At 60.8% G+C, this 20,703-nt stretch carries 25 protein-coding genes and 1 pseudogene; 12 read left to right on the forward strand and 14 right to left on the reverse strand.

Features of this window, described 5'->3' with window-relative positions:
• Positions 1-3: 3 nt before the first annotated feature.
• A complete protein-coding gene (locus E0L37_RS19740) occupies positions 4-882 on the reverse strand; it encodes a LysR family transcriptional regulator (RefSeq protein WP_133493365.1) in 879 nt (292 codons plus the stop codon).
• Positions 883-1,059: 177 nt separating this feature from the next.
• On the opposite strand from E0L37_RS19740, the gene E0L37_RS19745 reads away from it, so the two are divergent.
• Together E0L37_RS19745 and E0L37_RS19750 are read left to right on the forward strand one after the other, a co-directional pair.
• Positions 1,060-1,503: a VOC family protein gene (locus E0L37_RS19745; protein ID WP_201303833.1), complete on the forward strand. Its 444-nt coding sequence runs from the start codon at positions 1,060-1,062 to the stop codon at positions 1,501-1,503.
• Between the two features lie 18 nt (positions 1,504-1,521).
• Entirely contained in the window at positions 1,522-2,118 is a 597-nt protein-coding gene (locus E0L37_RS19750) for a glutathione S-transferase family protein (RefSeq protein ID WP_201303834.1), read from the forward strand.
• A gap of 129 nt (positions 2,119-2,247) precedes the next feature.
• On the opposite strand, the gene E0L37_RS19755 is transcribed toward E0L37_RS19750, so the two are convergent.
• From E0L37_RS19755 to pqqA, 7 genes are all read right to left on the reverse strand, one after another.
• Positions 2,248-4,716, reverse strand: coding sequence for an insulinase family protein (locus E0L37_RS19755; protein WP_133493366.1), 2,469 nt, complete (start codon positions 4,714-4,716; stop codon positions 2,248-2,250).
• Positions 4,713-6,704 (reverse strand): S9 family peptidase, encoded by a 1,992-nt coding sequence (locus E0L37_RS19760; RefSeq protein WP_166643106.1) that lies wholly within the window; start codon positions 6,702-6,704, stop codon positions 4,713-4,715. Before E0L37_RS19760 ends, E0L37_RS19755 begins: the two co-directional genes overlap by 4 nt.
• Positions 6,679-7,827 carry a pyrroloquinoline quinone biosynthesis protein PqqE gene (pqqE, locus tag E0L37_RS19765; protein WP_133493368.1) on the reverse strand — a complete coding sequence of 383 codons (1,149 nt, stop codon included), beginning with the start codon at positions 7,825-7,827 and terminating at the stop codon, positions 6,679-6,681. Before pqqE ends, E0L37_RS19760 begins: the two co-directional genes overlap by 26 nt.
• The gene (gene pqqD, locus E0L37_RS19770; RefSeq protein WP_133493369.1) at positions 7,799-8,077 is read right to left on the reverse strand and encodes a pyrroloquinoline quinone biosynthesis peptide chaperone PqqD; all 279 of its coding nucleotides are present in this window, start codon (positions 8,075-8,077) and stop codon (positions 7,799-7,801) included. Before pqqD ends, pqqE begins: the two co-directional genes overlap by 29 nt.
• A complete protein-coding gene (gene pqqC, locus E0L37_RS19775; protein WP_240687515.1) occupies positions 8,074-8,838 on the reverse strand; it encodes a pyrroloquinoline-quinone synthase PqqC in 765 nt (254 codons plus the stop codon). The genes pqqD and pqqC overlap by 4 nt, the downstream gene beginning before the upstream one ends.
• Entirely contained in the window at positions 8,835-9,746 is a 912-nt protein-coding gene (gene pqqB / locus E0L37_RS19780) for a pyrroloquinoline quinone biosynthesis protein PqqB (protein ID WP_133493370.1), read from the reverse strand. The genes pqqC and pqqB overlap by 4 nt, the downstream gene beginning before the upstream one ends.
• 69 nt (positions 9,747-9,815) lie before the next feature.
• On the reverse strand, positions 9,816-10,376 hold the full coding sequence (gene pqqA / locus E0L37_RS21955) for a pyrroloquinoline quinone precursor peptide PqqA (protein WP_370450638.1): 561 nt from the start codon (positions 10,374-10,376) through the stop codon (positions 9,816-9,818).
• Between the two features lie 234 nt (positions 10,377-10,610).
• Here pqqA and E0L37_RS19790 point away from each other — a divergent pair, with 234 nt between their 5' ends.
• Positions 10,611-11,744, forward strand: coding sequence for a putative solute-binding protein (locus E0L37_RS19790; RefSeq protein ID WP_133493394.1), 1,134 nt, complete (start codon positions 10,611-10,613; stop codon positions 11,742-11,744).
• Positions 11,745-11,898: 154 nt separating this feature from the next.
• Here the strand turns inward: E0L37_RS19790 and E0L37_RS19795 are convergent, their stop codons facing one another.
• Complete coding sequence (locus E0L37_RS19795) at positions 11,899-12,891, reverse strand: putative solute-binding protein (protein ID WP_022996532.1); 993 nt, start codon at positions 12,889-12,891, stop codon at positions 11,899-11,901.
• A gap of 416 nt (positions 12,892-13,307) precedes the next feature.
• Between E0L37_RS19795 and E0L37_RS19800 the strand changes: the two genes are divergently transcribed.
• The 6 genes and pseudogenes from E0L37_RS19800 (at position 13,308) to E0L37_RS21810 (ending at position 16,289) form a co-directional block, all read left to right on the forward strand.
• Positions 13,308-14,120, forward strand: a complete 813-nt coding sequence (locus E0L37_RS19800) for a phosphate ABC transporter substrate-binding protein (RefSeq protein WP_133493371.1) — start codon at positions 13,308-13,310, stop codon at positions 14,118-14,120.
• Positions 14,089-14,949, forward strand: a complete 861-nt coding sequence (gene pstC, locus E0L37_RS19805) for a phosphate ABC transporter permease subunit PstC (RefSeq protein ID WP_133493372.1) — start codon at positions 14,089-14,091, stop codon at positions 14,947-14,949. The genes E0L37_RS19800 and pstC overlap by 32 nt, the downstream gene beginning before the upstream one ends.
• A complete protein-coding gene (gene pstA / locus E0L37_RS19810) occupies positions 14,936-15,763 on the forward strand; it encodes a phosphate ABC transporter permease PstA (protein WP_133493373.1) in 828 nt (275 codons plus the stop codon). The genes pstC and pstA overlap by 14 nt, the downstream gene beginning before the upstream one ends.
• A complete protein-coding gene (locus E0L37_RS21800) occupies positions 15,763-15,960 on the forward strand; it encodes an ATP-binding cassette domain-containing protein (protein ID WP_240687516.1) in 198 nt (65 codons plus the stop codon). The genes pstA and E0L37_RS21800 overlap by 1 nt, the downstream gene beginning before the upstream one ends.
• Positions 15,942-15,992 (forward strand): annotated as a pseudogene (locus tag E0L37_RS21805) (hypothetical protein); the annotation flags it as partial. The gene E0L37_RS21800 and the pseudogene E0L37_RS21805, both read left to right, overlap by 19 nt.
• 30 nt (positions 15,993-16,022) lie before the next feature.
• Positions 16,023-16,289 (forward strand): hypothetical protein, encoded by a 267-nt coding sequence (locus tag E0L37_RS21810; protein WP_240687519.1) that lies wholly within the window; start codon positions 16,023-16,025, stop codon positions 16,287-16,289.
• Positions 16,290-16,391: 102 nt separating this feature from the next.
• On the opposite strand, the gene E0L37_RS19820 is transcribed toward E0L37_RS21810, so the two are convergent.
• From E0L37_RS19820 to E0L37_RS19840, 5 genes are all read right to left on the reverse strand, one after another.
• Complete coding sequence (locus tag E0L37_RS19820; RefSeq protein WP_133493374.1) at positions 16,392-16,961, reverse strand: carboxymuconolactone decarboxylase family protein; 570 nt, start codon at positions 16,959-16,961, stop codon at positions 16,392-16,394.
• 84 nt (positions 16,962-17,045) lie between these two features.
• On the reverse strand, positions 17,046-17,504 hold the full coding sequence (locus E0L37_RS19825) for a DUF6789 family protein (protein ID WP_133493375.1): 459 nt from the start codon (positions 17,502-17,504) through the stop codon (positions 17,046-17,048).
• Positions 17,505-17,613: 109 nt separating this feature from the next.
• A complete protein-coding gene (locus E0L37_RS19830; RefSeq protein WP_133493376.1) occupies positions 17,614-18,030 on the reverse strand; it encodes a hypothetical protein in 417 nt (138 codons plus the stop codon).
• Positions 18,031-18,057: 27 nt separating this feature from the next.
• Positions 18,058-18,291 (reverse strand): zf-HC2 domain-containing protein, encoded by a 234-nt coding sequence (locus E0L37_RS19835; RefSeq protein WP_133493377.1) that lies wholly within the window; start codon positions 18,289-18,291, stop codon positions 18,058-18,060.
• Complete coding sequence (locus tag E0L37_RS19840; RefSeq protein ID WP_133493378.1) at positions 18,285-18,887, reverse strand: RNA polymerase sigma factor; 603 nt, start codon at positions 18,885-18,887, stop codon at positions 18,285-18,287. The genes E0L37_RS19835 and E0L37_RS19840 overlap by 7 nt, the downstream gene beginning before the upstream one ends.
• A 293-nt stretch (positions 18,888-19,180) precedes the next feature.
• On the opposite strand from E0L37_RS19840, the gene E0L37_RS19845 reads away from it, so the two are divergent.
• The 3 genes from E0L37_RS19845 to E0L37_RS19855 all read left to right on the forward strand — a co-directional run bounded on the left by E0L37_RS19845 (position 19,181) and on the right by E0L37_RS19855 (position 20,680).
• Positions 19,181-19,591 carry a hypothetical protein gene (locus E0L37_RS19845; protein WP_133493379.1) on the forward strand — a complete coding sequence of 137 codons (411 nt, stop codon included), beginning with the start codon at positions 19,181-19,183 and terminating at the stop codon, positions 19,589-19,591.
• Between the two features lie 161 nt (positions 19,592-19,752).
• On the forward strand, positions 19,753-20,136 hold the full coding sequence (locus tag E0L37_RS19850) for a hypothetical protein (protein ID WP_133493380.1): 384 nt from the start codon (positions 19,753-19,755) through the stop codon (positions 20,134-20,136).
• Positions 20,137-20,299: 163 nt separating this feature from the next.
• Positions 20,300-20,680: a hypothetical protein gene (locus E0L37_RS19855; protein WP_133493381.1), complete on the forward strand. Its 381-nt coding sequence runs from the start codon at positions 20,300-20,302 to the stop codon at positions 20,678-20,680.
• Positions 20,681-20,703: the final 23 nt, after the last annotated feature.

Consider the following 20,703-nt stretch of genomic DNA (forward strand, 5'->3'; position numbering starts at 1 on the left):
TGATCATGCGGCCAGCCGGGGTGTGATGCGTGGTGCCAGCCAATCGATCACATAGCGCACCCGGCGTGACAGCAGTTGTGAGTGCGGGTAGGTCAGCAGCACGGGAATCGGATCCGGCTCGAAGGCCTCCAGCACTTTGACCAGAGTGCCGTCCGCCAGGGCTTCCCGCACTTGATAGTGATAGAAACGCCCGAAGCCGAGGCCGGCGATGCAGGCTTGCCGGGCGCTTTCAATCTGGTTGGTAACCAGGGTGGGATCAATTCGCACCGTATCGCCGTGAAAGCCCCATAGTGGTCCTTGAGGGGCGAACAGGACACAGGGACGACTTTCCAGTTCCCGGGGCATCGCGGGTTCCCCCTTGCTGGCCAGATATTCCGGGCTGGCGCATACCACCGTCGACATTTGCCCGAGAGGGCGCACGACCAGGGACGAGTCCCGTGGATGTCCGATACGGATCGCCAGATCCAGGCCCGCTTCAACCAGGTTCACCACTTTGTCTTCCAGTACCAGATTGACGCGCATGGCGGGGTGGTCGCTGAGAAAGCGGTTTACCAGGGGCGCCACGTGATAGCGGCCAAAGGTCTCCGGAGCGGTGATGCCGACGGTACCGGAAGGGCCGCGCTGGCGCTCTTGCAGGACGCTTTCCGCTTCGGTGACGTCGGCCAGAATGCGACGACAGCGCGTCAGATAGTCTCGTCCTTCCTCGGTGAGAGACAGCTGACGGGTAGTGCGATTCAGGAGACGGACATTCAGGGACCGTTCCAACGCCGCCAGACTGCGCACCACCGAAGCCGGGGATTGCCCTTGTGCATCCGCCGCCGCGCTGAGACTGCCGCTGTCGACGATACGTACGAAGGTGGCCATCGCTTTCAGTTTGTCCATGCTTTGCTCTCCGGGCTCTCCGGGCTCTCCGGGCTCTCCGGGCTCTCCGGGCTCTCCGAACGAGGCGATTTGTGCGCCGCGCGTAATACTGTTCTGCATCCGGGACCATTTTTCATTCATCCAAACTAGGTCAGCATCGGTGGCCAATCAATAGGCCGAAAGTGGAGGTTTTGGGCTATGTGGATGGAGAAGCCGGCAACGTCGCAAGACTGTCCGGTGATGGTGACCGGTTATGACCACGTGGGCATTCGAGTCACCGACCGGCGTCGGTCCCTGCGCTTTTATGAGCGCTTGGGATTCCGGCAAACCCATCATTTCCCCGGCGCCGAAGCCAACGAAATGGTTACCGCCGCCGGGGTGCGGATTAATCTGATTTTCAATGGTGCCCGTCGGCCAGGTGGTCGCAATGTGTTGCTGGATGAGCCGGTGAAACTGCCCGGTATGACGCACCCGGCGTTCCTGGTGGCCGATCTGGCGGCGCTACGGGCCTGGTTGGAACGGGAAGCCATCGTCATTACCGAAGGGCCGAAACGGATCGGTCCGCGCCGGGTGGCGCTGTTTATCCGCGATCCCGACGGCAACGTTCTCGAATTCAATCAACTGATTCCCGAGCAGGACTGATTCCTCGATAGGAGAGCAATGATGAAGCTGTATGATCTGGAGCCTTCGGGCAATTGCTATAAAGTGCGTTTGTTCGCCGCGCTGGCGGGGTTGCCGCTGGAGATCGAAGCGGTGGATTTTCTCGCCGGCGAACATAAAGGAGAGCGTCTTGCCGCGCTGAATCCCTGGGGAGAATTGCCCATCCTCGAGGACGGCAAGTTGGTGTTACGGGATTCCCAGGCGATATTGGTGTATCTGGCCGGGCGCTATGGCGGCGAGGCGTGGTGGCCAGGGGAGGCGCACCTTCAGGGGGAGGTGATGCAATGGCTGTCGGTGGCCGCCAATGAAATACAGCATGGCCCCAATGCCGCGCGCCTGGTCGACAAATTCGGTTATGCCCTGGACAAGGCGTTGGCGCTGGAACGCAGCGAGCGGATTCTGGAATTGCTGGATAAGCATTTGGCGACGCATCAATGGCTCGCCGCCGGCCGGCCCACCATCGCCGAATGCGCGGTGTTTCCTTACCTGGCGGTGGCCTGGGAAGGGGGCGTGGACCCGCGTCCCTATCGTCATGTGAACGCCTGGATGGAGCGAGTCAAAGCGCTGCCAGGGTTTCAACCCATGCCCGGGATTTAGTCAGAGGTCGCTACAGGGCCGCTGTGGGAGGCTTGCTTGCAAGCGAATTCTTTGGAAACGGGAGCCCGATTCGCTTGCAAGCAAGCCTCCCACAGTGGCTTCGCAGGCCGGTCTTCTTGCCGCCGCAAATCACTCGGTGGTGGAGTAGAGGGTGAATGGCCGGGCCATGGCGTACCGTTCCAGCACCTCGTCCCGCCAGTCTTTTGCCGTCAGGCGGGCCAACAGGCGCGGTTCCGCATTGGCTTCCCCGGAGCGCTGATAAAACGCCTGTTTCCAGCGGTATTCAAAGGGGTGCCCGGAAACGCTGTGTTCCCGCCCCACTTCCGCCCGTAGTGATCGTAGCGCACATTGCCAGTCCTCCAGGGGCATCGCCGCCAAAAGTGTGCCGGCGTGTTCAAGAAAGCCGGCGAGGGCCGCTTGCAGCACTCTCTGTCCGTGAGCCGGCGATTGCACCAGTAGCAGCAGGCCGCAGTGGCCGTCCGCTTCCTCTTGGTAACGGCAGTCCACCCAATAGCCCAATTGTTGTTGCAGTCGCAGTTGCTGATAAAAGGGAACGGCCAGATGACGTTGCAATAACCGCCAGCATAGACGGTCCAGCGCGTTGCGTCGTGGCGCCGGCAGATAAAGCAGGCGCGCGTGATCCGGAAAGGCGCAGGGGACCGCCTGCTCTCCGGTGGGGATCGCCGCGACGCTGGCGGTGTGCGTGGCGGCATCGGGGACAAAGCGGGCGGTTATGGGAGACAGGGCGGTGCTCAGCTGTGTCTCCGGCCAGGCTTGTGGGTAGGCGCAGCACCACGACGTGGGAGAGGAAAGAGGTCTCTGGTTTTCCCGCGCCACGCCATCAAGTCGATCCCGCAAAACCTGGAGCAGGCGGTGCGCCGGTGCCGCTGCGTCGAGTTGCCGGCGCCAGATCCGGTGCCGGTGTTTGATCAGGCCTTCCCAGCGGGCATCCAGCGGCGCGAACAGGGTCGCCAGTGTTGTCCGGATCGCCGAGTCATCAACGGGAAGATCCAGTATCAGATTGGTGCCGCTTTGATGGACACCGGCTTTGGGACCTGTGCACGACACATGCTCCAGCAGCAGGCGCCAATGCAGGCTCAGCCGTTCCAGCGCCGTTATCTGATCACCGGGCCAGTGCCAACCGAGTCTGAGGGTCTCCCCGGTTTCAACCGGGACGCGGATGAGCCTCTTCAAGGGGGGCGGCATCGTGGTGGTTGTCGCCGGTAGCGGCAGCGATGTCCGGAACGGATCAGCGACTGCCGGCCGTTGTCGTGGAATGGGGCGGCAAGGGGTACCGGTCCAGGGGGTGAAGTGAGTGAAGTCCCGGCCATCGTCATGATCGATGACCAGCGCGCCGTTGTCGCTCAGCACCTTCAGAGCAGTACGCCAGGTGTGGTCATCGGGCAGAGCCGGGGGCGCAAGCAAGGTATCGGCGTCCGCTTCCGGCTCCCCGGCAACACGGCGTGCCAGATAGCACAGGCGCGCCAGCCGGGCGTCCGGCGGCGCGGGAAAACCTTCCGGGTCCGGGGCGGCCAGCCGCACCGTTGATGGCCATTGTGAGGGCAGGTAATCCGCCATCCGTGACAGCCACTGCTCCAGCATGGCGGCGCACTCCTGGCCGCGTCCGGGGCTGTCCAGCAGAATCTGGCACTCCCCCTGATTCCGCTGGCGCCGTTGTCCGGTCACGGTAATCGTTGACGCCATGCCGGCGGCGCGCAAGCCGCCCAGTGCGCCGTGAAGGCCGGGTTCCCGCAGCCAGTGGCGCAGCCAGGGCCAGACCCGTTCCTCCTCCGGCAGGGGAAACAGCAGCGCGCAGCCGGTATCGGACTGTGGGGCCCGCCAGAGCCAGTCCTGTTGCCGAATGTCGCTGGGGAAGGCGGTGGGCAGAGGAGGCCGGGATGGAGTTGGGCCGGCGGGCAGCGGCGAGAGCGCTTCCGTTAGCACGCCATCCACATTGTCTGGTAGCGCGCCCCGCAGAATCAGGGCCATGTTGCCGGCGCGGAACCAACGGGCATGAAAAGCCCTGACCTCACCGGTCAAGGAGGCCAGGGGGGCACTCAGGCTGTGGGCGTTGCCGGCGGTGAAGCGGGCCAGCGGATGCGACGGCCGTGCCAGCCGCGCCAATAGCGCCTGACGATGCAGGCGTGGATCGGCCAGCCGGGTTCGGAACTCGGCGTCCAGAATCCGTCGTTCCCGTGCCACTGATTCCGGTGTCAGCAAGGGGCGGCTAAGCATGTCGATCAGATGCGCAAGGCAAGGCGCGAGGCCCTCCGCGTCCACGGTGAAAAAGAACGCCATGGTGTCGTCCAGGGTACTGGCGTTGTAGCGCCCATTCCAGCCCTGGACGCGGCGGGCGAAGTGGTGAACTTCGGGGTAACGCTCGCTGCCGGTGAACAGAACGTGCTCAAGCAAATGTGCCAGTCCCGGCCGGGTTTCCGGTTCATCGTGGCTGCCCGCGCCGACTTGCAGCACGGCTGTCACCTGCTGGCCCGCCGTCGGCAGCAACAGGGTGCGCAGACCACTATGGTGATGATGAAGGCGTGCCTGGGCACCAGAGCGTGGCAAGCGTCGCCGGTCGTGGACAGTGAACGCGGTCACTGGCCGGACTCCCGGCCAATGGCGTCATGGTGCCGGTAGAACGCCAGTTCCCGTTCCAGCACCAGCGCCCGGTTGCGTGGCGAGCGAAAGCCATGCTGCTCATCGGCGAAGCGCACGCACTCCACCGGCACGCCGTTGGCGTGCAACGCCGCCACCATGGCCTCGGTTTGTTCCGGTAGCACGACGGCGTCGCGCAGGCCCTGGAAAAACAGGGTTGGCGTGCGTAGACGCGAGGCGTTGGCCAGCGGTGAGCGAGCCTGATAGCGGCTCGCGTTCCGTTCAGGATCACCGATCAGCCAGTCGATGTAGTCCGCTTCGAACTTGTGCGTTTGCCGGCGCAACCGGAGCGGATCGCTGACGCCGTACAAGCTGGTGGCGGCGCGGAATGTGGTCGGCGCGCGGGCCAGAGTATTGAGCACGGTGAAGCCGCCGGCGCTTTGTCCCCGCAGGAACAGCCGGCGCGGATCCGCCAGCCGTTCCCTTATCAGTGCCTTCACCGCGTACAGCACATCGTCGACGTCGCTGACGCCCCACTGTCCCGCCAGGGACTGACGATATGCACGGCCGAAGCCGACGCTACCCCGGTAATTCAGGTCCAGCACCGCGAATCCGCGCTGAGTCCAGAACTGTATCGCCGGATTGAACAGCGGAAAGCTGGCCGAAGTCGGGCCGCCGTGGACGGTCACCAGCAAGGGCGGCGGCGTACAGTCGCCGGGGCAGGGCGGGTAGTAAAAACCGTGGCAGGTTGTCTGGCCGGCGCTGGCGAACGTCCACGTTTCTGGTTCCGATACTACTGATGCTCCAAGCCATTCGCTGCCAAGGCAGCTTCCCACAGCGGCTTTGTGGTTCCCTTTGTGGGAAGCTGCCTTGGCAGCGAATGAAGGTGTCCTCCGAATGCGGGGGGATACCGTGGTCGCTTCCAGAGGCAGAGGCGCCGAATCGAGTGTGGAAACACCGCCTTCTCCGGCGTTCAGATGCAATAACGCGGTGCCCCGGCGTGGCCCGGCGGCGAGACAGAACACGCCCAGGGGGCCGGCGCTGATGGCGAGAAAATGCTGATAGCCCGAAGGCATCGCCGCTGGCGCGACGGTTTCTTTCGTAACGCTCAAATGGCCCCGGCCGTCCCGCCACCAGGCCACCACCGGGCTGCCGTCCGGCAGGGTATCGTAATGGCGGGAGCCGAGCAGCCAGGGGCTGGGGGTGTGGTCTGCTTCCCTGCCGGGCAGACATCGCCAGTGTCCATGCTCGAAGCGCCATGGGCGCCAGTGTCCGCTGCCGTCGAACAGGCAGAGCAAGCGTCCTTGCCGGTCGAAACGGGGTTGTTGTGTCGAGTGGCCCGGTGTGTCGAGGCCGGCGAGGGCCGTCCCGGGCAGGCCGTCGTCCGCCAGGCTGACGTGACGCAGGCGGCTGGCCGTCCAGGGCTGATGGGGGCGATCCCATTCCACCCAGGCCAACTGTTGGCCGTCGTCACTGATGGCGGGGGAGGCATAAAAATCAGCCCCCTCGCTCAGTATCCGCAAGACGCGATCGCGCCCCACCGCCACCAGCCGGTGTCGGGTTTTCGGATTTCCCGGCCGCTCCTCCACGGCGATGATCCGGTCACGGCGATGGTCGTAGGCCAGCCCGCCGTAACGGCGATCCGGGTGGTCGGTGAGCGGATGGCATCGCGGTTCCGAAAACCCCTGCCAGTAAAGCTGCTGGTCGTCTTCGTTGACAAAGGCCAGGCCATCTTCGCCCAGGCACAGGGCACTGCCGCCATACTCGTAGACCCGCGAGCGCACGCTGAACCCTTCCGGTGTCAGAGTGCGGCGGCCCTCCGTTGTCCACTCCTGAACTCGAAAGCGGCCGTCGCGGGGATCGCTGCGAGTCCAGATCACCCGTTGCGCGTTGCTGTGCAACTCGCCGAACTCCACCGTTGCCGCCACCGCCTGACGGGCGCTCAGTGGTGATGGTGAGGCCGGATCAGCCCCGGTAGATGAGCCGGGCATTGCGTTCATTGCGGTAGGTCAGTGGTGGTACCTGATCCAGGGGCGTGCCGGCTTGTCCCCGTGCCGCCAGGATGACGTGGTGATGCGGCGACTTGGCGCACACCGGATCGGCGTTGGTGGCATCGCCGGTGAGCATGTACGCCTGGCAACGACAGCCGCCGAAGTCCTCGTGCTTCTCGTCGCAGGAGCGGCAAGGTTCCGGCATCCAGGCGTCGCCCCGGAAGTGATTGAAACCCGGAGAGCGCCGCCAGATGGTTTCGATGGTGTGCTCCCTGACGTTGGGAAAATCGATCGGCAGCTGCCGGGCGCTGTGGCAGGGTAGCGCGGTGCCGTCCGGGGTGATGGTGAGGAACATACTGCCCCAGCCGTTCATGCAGGGTTTCGGCCGCTCTTCGTAATAGTCCGGCACCACGAAGATTAACTGGCAGGGATTGGCGGTGTCTTCCAGGCGGCGCCGATAGTCCGCCACCACCTGTTCCGCCCGTTGCAACTGCACCCGCGAAGGCATCAGGCCTTGCCGGTTCAAGTGAGCCCAGCCGTAGTACTGACAAGTGGCCAGTTCCACATAGTCGGCCTCCAGGTCCAGGCACAGCTGGATAATATCGCCGATACGGTCGATGTTGTGCCGGTGAATCACCACGTTGAGCACCATGGGAAAACCGTGCTCTTTCACCGCCCGGGCCATTTCCAACTTATGCTGGAATGCCTTGCGGGAGCCGGCCATCAGCTGATTGCCGGCTTCTTCGGCGTCCTGGAAGCTGATTTGAATGTGATCCAGGCCGGCGTCCGCCAGGGCGGCGACCTTGTCCCGGTTCAGTCCCATGCCCGAGGTGATCAGGTTGCTGTAATAACCCAGTTCGCGAGCACCGCAGACCAGCTCGACCAGATCCGGCCGGGTCAACGGTTCGCCGCCGGACAGCCCCAATTGAGCCGCCCCCATGGTCCGCGCCTGAGCGAACACGTCCAGCCATTGTTCGGTATTCAGCTCCTTATCCTGGTCGGCGAAGTCCACCGGGTTGGAGCAATAGGGACATTGCAGCGGGCAGCGGTAGGTCAGCTCCGCCAACAGCCACAAAGGTGGCCCGGGACGCGTCTCAACGGTTGCTGAGCCAGTGATTGCCATGGGCGGCCTCGAGAAAATCCAGCACGTCCGCTTCCAGGTCCGGTACTTCCGGGAAGCGCTGATGCAGCGTGGCAACGATATCCGCGACGCTGCGCTCGCCGTCCACCAGTGTGAGAATCTGGGCGGCGCTGTCGTTCAGTTTCACCATGCCTTCCGGGTACAGCAGCACATGGGCCTGTTGCGCCGGCTCCCATTGCAGGCGGAAACCCCGGCGCAACAGAGGAACGGCGTCTTGATGTGGCGCGCTCATTGCTGTAACCCCCGGTGCCAGACGCCTTCCTCGGTGACGGTGTGGTAAGGCGGCCGTTCCAGTTCGTAGGCCATGCTCATGGCGTCGAGCATGGTCCACAGGATATCCAGCTTGAACTGCAGAATGTCCAACGCCCGCCGCTGGGCTTCGCGGGTGGTGAAATGATCCAGCGTGATGCGCAGACCGTGTTCCACGTCGCGCCGTGCTTCGCCCATGCGGTTGCGGAAGTAGTGATAGCCCTCCTCGCCGATCCACGGATAATGCCGGGGCCAGCTGTCCAGCCGCGACTGGTGAATCTGTGGCGCGAACAGTTCGGTCAGTGACGAGCAGGCCGCTTCCTGCCAACTGGCGGTGCGGGCGAACCGTACGTAGGCGTCCACCGCGAAGCGCACCCCGGGCAATACATGTTCCTGGGAGCGGATTTCCTCGGCGTTCAGGCCCACCGCCTCGCCCAGGTGGACCCAGGCCTCGATGCCGCCTTCGCCGCCGGCGGCGCCATCGTGATCATGAATGCGTTGCACCCATTCGCGGCGGACCTCCCGGTCCCGACAGTTGGCGAGGATGGCGGCGTCCTTTACCGGAATATTCACCTGATAGTAATAGCGGTTCGCCACCCAGCCCTGAATCTGCCGACGGCTGGCGCGGCCTTCGTACATGGCCACGTGATAAGGATGATGGATGTGGTAGTAACGGCCCTTGTCGCGCAGCGCCTGTTCGAATTCGGCGCGGCTCAGCGGCAGGGCGGAAGCCATTTCGCTCATAATCGGATCGCCATTCCATCGTAGGCCACCTCGACCCCCTGGCTTTCCACCCGGGCGCGCTCCTCGGAGCCGTGGTCGAGGATCGGATTGGTGTTATTGATATGGATGAGTATTTGGCGCTGAGGTTCCGGCAGACCGGCCAGCAAGGCCAGCATGCCGTCCGGGCCGCTCTGCGGCAGGTGGCCCATTTCACTGGCTGGCTTGGTACCAACGCCGGCGTGACTCATTTCGTCCTCGCGCCAGAAGGTGCCGTCCACCAACAGACAATTGGCGCTGGCCATCAGGGTGCGTAAGTCGGCGTCCACCTGGCCCAGGCCGGGCGCGTAGAACAGGCGCTGGCCGGCGCTGTCTTCCACCAGCAGACCGATGTTGTCACCGGGATGGGGATCATTACGGTGTGGTGAATAGGGCGGAGCGGCGCTGCGTAGCGGGATTGGCGTGAGTCGCAGCCCCGGGCAACAAGGGATGCGGAACTCACCGGACAATGGGATCGGGTTCCAGCGCAGTCCGCCGTTCCAGTGATCGAGAATGCGGAACAGCGGGAAGCCAGTGCACAGATCCTGGTGCACCATCTCGGTACACCATACCTCATGGGGGCAGCCTTCGCGCAGCATCAGCAGCCCGGTGGTGTGATCGATCTGGCTGTCCATCAGAACGATGGCGCCGATGGCGGTGCCGCGCTTGCCGTCCGTCCGGCGTAAGTCCGGTGTACTTTCCAGTTGGGCACGAATGTCCGGCGAGGTATTACACAGAATCCAACGCTCGCCATCGTCGGACAAGGCGATGGAGGATTGGGTGCGGGGCAACGCGTCGATGGTGCCCTGGCGCAGCCCGGCGCAATTGGCGCACTGGCAATTCCACTGAGGAAAGCCGCCGCCGGCCGCCGAGCCGAGAACTCGGATATACATAGGCGTCAGAGCCTGATACGAGAGCGTGGTCCCGCGGATCCCGCCAACGCGGGCCCGCGGGCACCAGCGTTAGCGATTGGAGATGTACATGGTGACTTCAAAGCCGATGCGCATATCCACATAGCTGGGTTTGGTCCACATAGCGAGCTCCTCGATTGTTATTCGTGTCAGAGATTGGCCGTGATCGGCCGATTCATTTGAGCACTGCCCGGGGAATCGGATCACTGCTACTTTAGTACTGAATGTGCCGGTCCATAAGTCCCGACCCAAACACGTTAACATGGCGGTCCCAATTGTAGGAGCCCGTCGGGGCGGCCCTCCGCTGATGGCCGATCCTGGCCTCTGGCGTTGGCACATTCGCTTGCAAGCAAGCTTCCCACCGTGGCCCTGTAGAAAGGCTGTGGGAGACCAGCTTGCTGGCGAATTCCGGCCTTCGGTGTTGGGCCATTCGCTTGCCAGCAAGCTTCCCACGGTGGCCCTGTAGAAAGGCTGTGGGAGACCAGCTTGCTGGCGAATTCCGGCCTTCGGTGTTGGGCCATTCGCTTGCCAGCAAGCTTCCCACGGTGGCCCTGTAGAAAGGCTGTGGGAGACCAGCTTGCTGGCGAATTCCGGCCTTCGGTGTCGGGCCATTCGCTTGCCAGCAAGCTTCCCACGGTGGCTTCGTGGTTGGGTTTGTGGGAGCCAGCCCTGCTGGCGAATTCACAGGCGAGTGACGCTTTCGTTTGGCATCAACGCCCCTCACCATGTCGTTTCGGTCAGGCGTCCGGAGAACGGCTTGCCCATAATGAGAATCCACTATTGGATACGCTGACCGGAGGCCTCGTGCGTATTTTACGGCTGCTCTGTTTTTCTCTGGTTCTCTCCATGTCTCTCGCGGCCGCCGCCGATCAGGCGCTGGACCTGACCCCCGCGCAGCAGGCCGAGCTCAAACGCTATGCTCCGGGGGTGGCGTTGACCCCGGAGCTGGCGGCGAAGCTGCGCGCCATCGCCTTTGATCAGAGTCGCTCGTTGGATGAGCGGATTCAGGCAATGCAAAAAGTGGCGGGCTACACGCCCGGCGAGCCGGTTAAGCGCCGTATTTGTATCTGGGACATCGCCGGCCGCGCGGGCCCGATCTTCAAGGCCGCCGAGGACCAGCGAATCCGGGTTTTGAAGTACGGCGTGGATCTTGAGATGGTGCCCTACACCAGCGAAAGCGTAGTGGTGGAGGATCTGAAAGCGGGCATTTGCGACGCCGCCCTGATCAGTGGCCTGCGCGCCCGTTTATTCAATCAATATACCGGTACCATTGATGCCATCGGTGCCTTGCCCTCCGACGATCACATGAAGCTGCTGTTGCGCGCCATGGCCAGCCCGAAAGTGGCGCCGCGGATGGTGGCCAACGGCTATGTGGTGCTGGGTATCGCGCCGGCCGGGCCGGCCTATGTCTTCGTCAATGACCGCGCCATCAATACATTGGCCAACGCCGCCGGAAAACGGGTGGCGGTATTGGACTACGATCCGGTTCAGGCGGAAATGGTGGCACGGATTGGGGCCACGCCGGTCAATTCCGACATCGTTTCCGCGCCGAACAAATTCAACAATGGGGTGGTGGATGCGCTGGCGGCGCCGATCGTGGCCTATGAAGTGCTGGAGCTGTACAAGGGCATGCGGCCCAATGGCGGTATCATCAATTACCCGTTGGCGCAGATCACCATGCAACTGATCGGACGTGCCGATAAATTCCCCAATGAAGTGGCGCAACTGGTGCGCGAGGAATTCTTCAACGGTTACGACCGGATCATGGCGCGCCTGGCGCAAGAGCAGGCCAAGGTGCCGGATCACTGGTGGATTGAAATTCCGGATCGGGATAAACGCGAGTACGAGATGATGATGCAGGATGCCCGTTTGACCCTGCGCGGGAAGGGGTATTACAGCGCGGATATGCTGACCCTGGAACGCAAGGTGCGCTGTAAACTGGATTCCAGCCGGGGGGAATGCGTCAATCCGGTGGAATAGGGCCGTTGACAGTTGATGGTGAATAATTGACAGCGCAAAGAACAAACGGCCAGATCATTAGCCGCTGTGGGAGATTGCTTGCAAGCGAATGGGGTTCGCTTTAGCTGTTTGCAATATTCGCTTGCTAGCAAGCTTCCCACAGCCCGTGGTGAAATTAGGTGCACTCGGCCCGGGAGGCGTCCAGCTTGCAGCGGATCTTGCGCATGATGGTCAGCATGTCCGGATCGTAATAGCCTTGATCGCGGAGCTGATCGCGAGCTTCCTGCATCATCAATTCGTATTCCGCTTTGTCCTCATCGGGAATTTTCACCCACCATTTTGGATCCACCGCTTTTGATTCCTGTTCCACCTGCTGCCGGAAGCGGTCGAAGTTCTCATAAAAATAGCTGCGTGATTTCTGGAACATCTCCTTGGGAAAGCGATCGGTCTTGGCGATAACCTGCAGGGTCAGTTGCACCAGCGGATAGTCGATGATGCCGCCGTCCGGGGAGAGCCCTTTATACAGTTCCAGCGCCTGATAGACCGCCAGGGGCGCGAAGATCACATCCACCGAACCGTTGTTGAATTTAGTGGAGAAGTTGGTGACATCGGAATCCACTGGCGTGGCGCCCACCTGCGACACCAGGCCGGCCTGGGTTTCATCGTATTCCAGCACCGCCACTTTCTTGCCGGCGGCCTTGTCCAGCGTATTGATCTTGCGATCATTGACGAAGATATAAGCGGGGCCCGCCGGCGCGAAACCGGCGACGGAGTAGTTACCGCCTTCCAACTTGTCCGCCATCTTCGGGCTGGCCAGAACCTGGGAGATGATGCGCAAGTGATCCATGCTGGGCACCGCGCCGATGGCGTCGATGGTGCCGGCGAACTTATTGAATCCGCGGGCGCGGATCCCGGTCACCAGCGCGGCGTCACAGACACCGGCCTTCAGATCCTCGGTGGCGATCAACTCACTGGTATAGGGCAGCAGTTCCACATCCAGGCCCCAGGACAAAGCGGTGGTCTTCCAGTCGCGGGCGCTGTTCATGATCGGCCCGGCGTTGCCGACGATGTCGAACACGCACACTTTGCGCTTGATCGGTTCCGCCAGGGTGGGCAGGGAGAGGGCGATGAGCAGGGGGGTAAGCAAGTACAACGCGGTTCTTTTCATTGGGGGCTCCGTGATCCGACAGAAAATCGGGTCTGTTTTCGCTGTCGAGAGGCTGGCTTCGCTAGGCGTGTGTGGAAACGCGTCCACGAGGGCTTTGAAAAACAGGTCATACCGGACGCTCAGGGCATCGTGACGATACGCGTTTGAATGTATCAGCGGGTATGGAGGCGATCAATTTACCGTACTGGCCGCATCGCCATGGAAGGCAGCAGAAACAGCCAATTGCTTTGCTGGCGGACTGGTATGGCGCGGTAATGGGGCGTGTAACGAAATCCCATTGAGCGGCATCAAACGATAGCGGTGAGGTTAGTCCAGCGGGCCAGGTGTCGACATTGGTTGGTGAACCTTACAAAGACATGTTTTTGTATGGCAATGATGTTGATACTAAAAAAGTACTATGAATCAGGAGGGAACGAATGATATTACCACTACGACTGGGAGCTGTACTCGGCGCGGTGATTCTGGCTGTGGGCGGCTGTGTCGGGCCCGCCGATAAAATCGTGATCACCGGTTCCAGCACCATCGCGCCGCTGATGGCGGATCTGGCGGAGCGCTATGAAGCGGAAACCGGCGTCCAGGTGGATGTGCAGAGCGGCGGCTCCGGGCGCGGTATTCAGGATGTGCGTCAGGGGCTGGCGGATCTGGGCATGGTCAGTCGCGCGCTGAAGCCTGATGAATCGGATCTCACCGCGCATGTCCTGGGTCGCGACGGCGTGGCTATGATCGTCAATACGGCGAACCCGATATCCGCACTCAGTGACTGGCAGATTATCGCCATTTATAGCGGCAAGATTGACGATTGGGCGGAGGTAGGCGGCGATGCCGGCGCCATCACCGTGGTGCACAAGGCCAATGGCCGCTCCACTCAGGAATTGTTCCTGGATTACTTTGGATTGAGCAACGATCAGGTGCGTGCCGACATGGTGATCGGTGAGAATCAGCAGGGGATCAAGGCGGTGGCCGGCGATACCAAGGCTATCGGCTATGTTTCCATTGGCACGGCCATTTACGAAGCGGAGTCGGGTTCTCCGTTACGGCTGCTGCCGCTGGAAGGCATACCCGCCACGCTCGAGGAGGTGGCACGGGGACGCTATCCGTTGAGTCGTGAACTGAATCTGGTCAGTCAGGGAAACCTCTCTTCCACGGTCCAGGCTTTTCTGGATTTCGTTACCGACCCGTCCATGGCCGAGGTCTACCATGATTACTACTTCGTGGCCTCGAAGCCCTGATTATTGGCTCCTGTGGCTGCTGCGCCTTGCCGGCGGCGCGGTGGCACTGGTGTTGGGTGGTATCGTATTGGTGCTGGTGGCGCAGTCGCTGCCGTTTCTGGTTCGTCATGGCGCCACGCTGTGGCAGGGGCAGTGGCAGCCAGCCCAGGAGCAATACGGCATGGCATCCATGGTGGCCGGGTCCTTGGTGGTCAGTGTTCTGGCGTTGGCGATTGCCGCTCCCGTGTCGGTGTTGCTGGCCGCCTGGCTGCGCTATTTCATGCCGGCTCTGCGGCGGCCGGTCCTGGTCGTGGTGGAATTGATGGCGGGGATTCCCTCGGTGGTCTATGGCCTCTGGGGAATGCTGATGGTGGTACCGTTGATTAACCAATGGGTGCCGCCCGGAGCGTCCTGGCTGGCGGGTTCCCTGGTGCTGGCATTGATGATTCTGCCATTGGCGCTGTTGGTCACGGACACGGCGCTGGAGCAATTGCCGGGCCACTATGTTCGTTCCGCTCAAGCACTGGCGCTGTCCCGGGTCGGAATGTTGCGCCGGGTTCTGTTACCGCAAGCCTTGCCGGCCATCGTTAGCGGACTGGTGTTGCAATTCGGCCGTGCCATGGGAGAAACCATGGCGGTGCTGATGGTCAGCGGTAATGTGGTGCAGTGGCCCACCTCTGTGTTTGACCCGCTACGAACCCTGACCGCCAATATCGCACTGGAAATGGCCTATGCCACCGGCGACCACCGCCTGTCTCTTTTTGTAAGCGGCTTGCTTTTATTGCTGGTGACCCTGGTCCTCCTGCTGCTGAGCTGGCGATTGAGGAGAGGCGGATATGGACTGGCGTGATCGATTAGCCGCTCTGGCCGGCTGGGTATTGCTGAGCCTGATTTTGGTGCCCATGGCACTGATGATGTGGTCGCTGTGGCGGCAGGGCGCGGGCGTGCTGTCGGTGGACTTCCTGCTGACTGATCCGCGCCAGGCCGGGCGGGAGGGCGGCATTGCTGCCTTGTTGCTAAGCACGGGCATGATTCTGCTGGTGTGCCTGGCGGTGGCGATCCCCTTTGGTTTGGGCTGCGCGCTTTATTTGAGTGAGCAGGTTCCGGCCGGCACTCGCCGGGCGCATTGGTTGGGCGGCGTACTGGACATGCTGGCGGCGGTACCCTCCATTGTGTATGGCCTGTTCGGCTATCAGTTCTTCGCGATCTCCCTGGGGTTGGGATTTTCCATTCTCAGCGGCGGTCTGGCTCTGTCCCTGATGGTATTGCCGTTGATGATTCGCAGCGCCGAACAAGCGTTGCGGGCGGTGCCCGATTCCTATCGTCAGGCCGGCACGGCGCTGGCGATCAGTCGCTGGGGCTGGGTACGACGGGTACTGGTGCCCCAGGCGTCCCCTGGTATTGCGGTTGGTGTCATCCTCAGTACCGGCCGCGCCCTGGCGGAAACCGCCGTACTGTTGTTCACCGCCGGTTATGTGTTGCGGAGGCCGGATTCACTGCTGGACTCGGGTCGTGCCCTGAGTGTGCATATTTATGATCTGGCCATGAACGTACCCGGTGGCATGCCCAGAGCGGCCGCCACCGGCCTGGTTCTGATCGTCATTCTGGTGATGCTGAATGTGTTGGTGCGGCGTCTGTTGCGGCCAACGGGAGGTGTGTTGTAATGACCGCACCCAATCTTGAATTACAGCACGTTTCCGTGCATTACCGTGGCGAGCCCGCCATCGAACAAGCCAGCCTGAGCGTGCGCGCGGGCGAGCTCATGGCCCTGGTGGGACCCAGTGGCTGCGGCAAGAGCAGCTTGTTAAGCAGCATTAACCGCATGACCGATGCCATTCCCGGTTGCACTCCAGCGCACTAAGTCTGTCCGGTGGGCAACAGCAACGCCTGTGTATAGCGCGGGCTTTGGTATTGGAACCCCGGGTGCTGCTGCTGGACGAGCCTTGCTCGGCGCTGGATCCGGTATCGTCACAGGTGGTGGAGGAGCTGATTGTGTCGCTGAAGGGCCGGTACACCATTCTGATGGTGACCCACAATCTGGCCCAGGCGCGCAGGATCGCCGACACCGTCACCGTTTGTTGGCTGGAGCAGGGATGCGGTTGCGTGGTGGAGTCGGATACTTGTCTGCGGGTATTCGAGCACCCCAGCCACCCGATTACCGCTGCCTACTGTGCGGGGCGGACGGGATAGGGGGTCGAGGTATTCGCTGCCCAGGCAGCTTCCCACAGCGACTTGGTAGAACCTCTGTGGGAAGCGAGCTTGCTGGCGAATAGGGCACCGATCGGCGGTGCTTCAACCTTCCCAGCGATGCCCCGCGAAGGCCGGGTCCAGTTCTGGATGGTTGAGATGGTTGCCGTAGTTGCTCAAGGTTTTCACCGCGATCGCCAGCACGATCTGCAGTATATGTTGCTCCTCGAAACTGGCTTCCAGGAACGCGGCCACGTCTTCCCTGGTGGGCAGGCCCCGGCTGTCGATCATGCGCTCGACAAACCGGGAGAGGGCGGCCAGGCGCGGATCCGGAATCGGCTGGCGATTACGAATCGCCTCCAGCACCGGCTCTGGGACCTGTGACACCTTCTCCGCGATCATGGAGTGAGCGGCCATACAGTAATCACAGCCGTTGTAACGGCTGATGGTCAAGAGCACCACTTCCTGCTCCGCGGGTTGAAAATCGGAATGTCGGCGAAACTGATCATAACCGTGTAGATAAGTGGACAGCATGCCGGGAGCGATGGCCATGCCCTGGTACATGTTGGGAACGAATCCCAGGTTTTTTTGCGCGGTTTCCAAAAGGGGACGAGCCTGATCATCGGAGGTATCCAGATTGACCGGGTCGGTTTTGATTTGATAATCGGCATTCATGGGTAAAACTCCTGTATCGTTGGTTTCTGAGTAATGGATCCGTCGGGACCAACATGGAGCTTGGTGTCGGCCCCAGATCAAGCCTCAATAGGGTTTGGTGCTGCTGCTACCCGGCAGGGCTCCGACGACCATACCGAGAACCCAGCCCCAGACGATATGGAGGATCAGCGTCATGACCGGCGCCATCATGCCAATCTTCAGACCGAAAAAGCCGGCTCCGGCCATCGGCATGGGCAGTACCATCATCATCAACCATGCAGCGCAGCCGAAGGCCATCCCCTTGCCAATAGGACCTCGTCCGGGAAGAAGGTCATACAGAAAAGCGAACAACAGCCCCCACATCACCGTGCCGATGGCGAAATGCATCAACCAACCGATGGCCGGTGACGCTGGAATGCCAAGTTGAGTGTGAAGCATGCCGGAAAGCATGGTAATGACGTTCAGACCAGGCATCAGCCCCATCTGTGCTTTCAGCATCATCAACAGAGACAGTACCACGGTGGCCAGGAAGCCACCGATCATGCTTTTGAGATAGAGATTCATCTTGTACTCCTTCTACGATATTTGGAGTATGGATGCGGCGTTCAGGAAAACGTTACGGAACTTGCGGGTGAAGGGCCTAAATGGAGAGCGATCTCTTTACCCGGACAGATCAGAAGCCAGGTGTCGCACGGTCGCCGCGCAACCAATCCCAGGAATCCTTCACATCGAATAAAAGACTGATGGTGTTGGCCGTCAATACCGCCATGATCAAGGTGAATTCCGGTCTGGACATGGGCAGAGGACTGAAGCCGCCGGCCAGATGAGCGATCAGCAGCACGTGCAGTGGAATCCAGATAATCAGATGGGGTAGCGACATGGCTTTGTTCATGCCGGCGTAGTACCACATGATCGGACCATTGGTGAGCACAATCAGCACGGTGGCCACCGCGATCCATTGCCCGGCCGGATAAGAGAGAAAGAAGAAGCCTGCCAGGTTGACGGGCATCAGAATCAGGCCGACCCAAAGCTGAACCCAAAGGGGCAGGCTACGATATGAATGCCAGATATCTCTCAAACGACGGTTCATGGTCGTTCTCCCCGCGGGCCTTTGAAGTCAGTTAGCGTTATCACGATGGGCCAAGATGGCGTTTACGGTCTCGTCATCCAACGGTTCGACCAAAGTGTGCTCGCGCAAATGCTCGGTGAGCGCCTTCAACTGGCGCACATAGCGGCGGCAGTGACGGCAAAGCATCAAGTGAGAGCGCAAGGCCAGTCGTTCGGCGAAACTCAAGGGCGTCCCATCCACCAGAGCATCGGCGCGTTGTACTACTTCTGTGCATTTCAACATTCGCCGGTCTCCTGAAAATGATCGACCATCTGAAACAGCCGCGTACGGGCGCGGTGTAACAGGACTCGAACATTGGATGTGCTGATTTCGAGAATGTTACAGATGGTATCGAAGTCCTGCCCCTGAATGTCACGAAGTTCCAGGACCAAGCGTTGGCTATCGGGCATGACATGCATATGTTTTTCCATGCAATCCTTCAGTTCATCCCGTGTAAGCAGGGAGTCGGGACCTTGCATATCCCACTTGTGCGGCGGAAGCTGCCAACGGCCATCCTCGTTGAATCGGTGCGACAGAACATCGTCGGCGGTGGGATCGAACTGGATCTCCCGGCCGGCGCGGCGTAGTTGCATGCGTGCCTGATTGATGACGATGCGAGTCAGCCAGGTCAATACGGTACTGCGGCCCTCGAAGCGGGGCAGCGCGCGGTGGGCGGAAATCCAGCCTTCCTGTACCGCTTCCTCGGCATCGGCCGGTTGCAGAAGACTGCGGGCGGTACTCAGGAGGCGGGGGTGATAGTGTTTTACCAGGAGGGCAAAGGCGGTGTCGTCACCACTCCGTAATCGCGCGACGAACTCGGGATTCTCTATGTTTTCCATATCGATCCTTTGAAGCCATTCCCAAATGGGTATTGTTGTTGCGTCATCCGTCCGTACTGATGTGCGAGCTTTCCATGCGGGTACTGATCCGAATGGTGTTGGGGCATTCCTGGCACCGTACAGATACCATAGTTTTTATTGTATTTCATGGTCTTACAGCGTCATAGGGGAAGGTGTGGAAAGAAATTGGGTTACGTGCTCCGCCCGCCGGGGCGGGCTCATCAAGTGTAACGTTCCCGATCTTCGTGCATCTACGGGAACTAAGTAAGCTCTAACCCGAGGAGGTCTTCACCATGACGTCTCTGACCGTATCGTTGCTCTCACTTCGTCTTGGAGTATTCATCGTTATGTTCATGTGGACCCTGGACAAGTTTCTGAACCCCGGGCACACCAGCAAAATTTTCACCAACTTCTATGGCCTGGGCGGGCTGGATAGCACGGTTTTTACAGTCCTGGCGATCCTGCAAATGATCATAGTCCTCGCTTTCGTGGCGGGTGTCCTGAGACGCGTCAGCTATGGACTGGTGTTGGTCATGCATGCGGTTTCGACGCTGTCTTCCTGGCGGCAATACTTGGCCCCTTTCGACCATTTACTCTTTTTCGCCGCCTGGCCCATGTTGGCGGCTTGTCTCGCTCTTTATCTGCTGCGTGAAGAGGATGCTCTCTTAAACTTCGATGGCTGGCGGGCGCGAAATGCAGAATGAGCGAGCTGAGCCAAGGGCGAAGTTGTCCTTGGCGGTATATCGATATACTCCTTATCCGATTTTTAATTAAAAGAAAAAAGGATTTTTATAGATCGGCTGTAACGACACCTCCCATGTCTCATCAAAGCGATAGAACAAAGAACTTTGAAAGGAGGTGTATCATGAAACGGTTACTGATGTTACTCAGCGGATTGACGGTTTTGACGGTGTCTCCGGTCTGGGCACAAAATGACAGTACGGTGTACGACCGCCTGGTGGGCGCATGGGATCAGTCCACGCCTGGAGCTACCCTGACCTTACACGGAAAGTCATCCTCCGGTGGTATCGCCACCTATGAGCTGAAACAAGGCGATTCGGTGGAACGCGGTACCTGGATCTCACTGAAGGCGACGCTTGAAGGCAATGAGTCCATGTATGTGCTGACGCCAAACCGGGGGGAGGCGCGTTATGTCTTCCAAAGCACTCGGTACACATTGGAGGTTCTGGACAGTAACGAGCGTTTTGTCCGCTCCAGCATGGGCTACGAGATTCGTCCGGCGAGCTGACAGTAAAGACCCTATGCCTCCCGGCAGCAGCCGGGAGGTTTTTTTTGTTCATTTTTTTCTTAGGGCGCGGCCATTTCAGTAAAGTTATTTTTTCCTGTAACAGCGCCATGGGTTCCTCATCAAAGCAGCAAGTCAACAATGTAACCTTGAAAGGAGTTGTCTCATGAAAAAGCTGATGATGATGTTGGGTTCCGTATTCGTAATGGGCTTCTCTCCGGCGTGGGCGCAGGACGATAACGCAGTATTCAATCGTTTGGTGGCGGCACAGAACGGAGTGGCCCCTGGGGCCACCTTGGTCCTGCACGGCTCACCTGCTAGCGGCGTGGCCACCTATGAGCTGACACAGGAGGGTACGGTGGAACGTGGCACCTGGATTGCCCTTGAGGCCGCGTTGGACGGAAAGGCGTCCATGTATGTGCTGACCTCGGATCAAGGCGAATCCCGCCATGTATTCCAGAGCACGCCATACACCCTGGAGTTTCTGGACGATGACGCGCGTTTCGTTCGCTCCGACATGCATTACACGGTCCGGCCGGCCAGCTGATATCGGTGGCCCAGGGTCCCCCG

Source organism: Alcanivorax sp. 24 (genome assembly GCF_004360225.1).
GTDB lineage: Bacteria > Pseudomonadota > Gammaproteobacteria > Pseudomonadales > Alcanivoracaceae > Alloalcanivorax > Alloalcanivorax xiamenensis.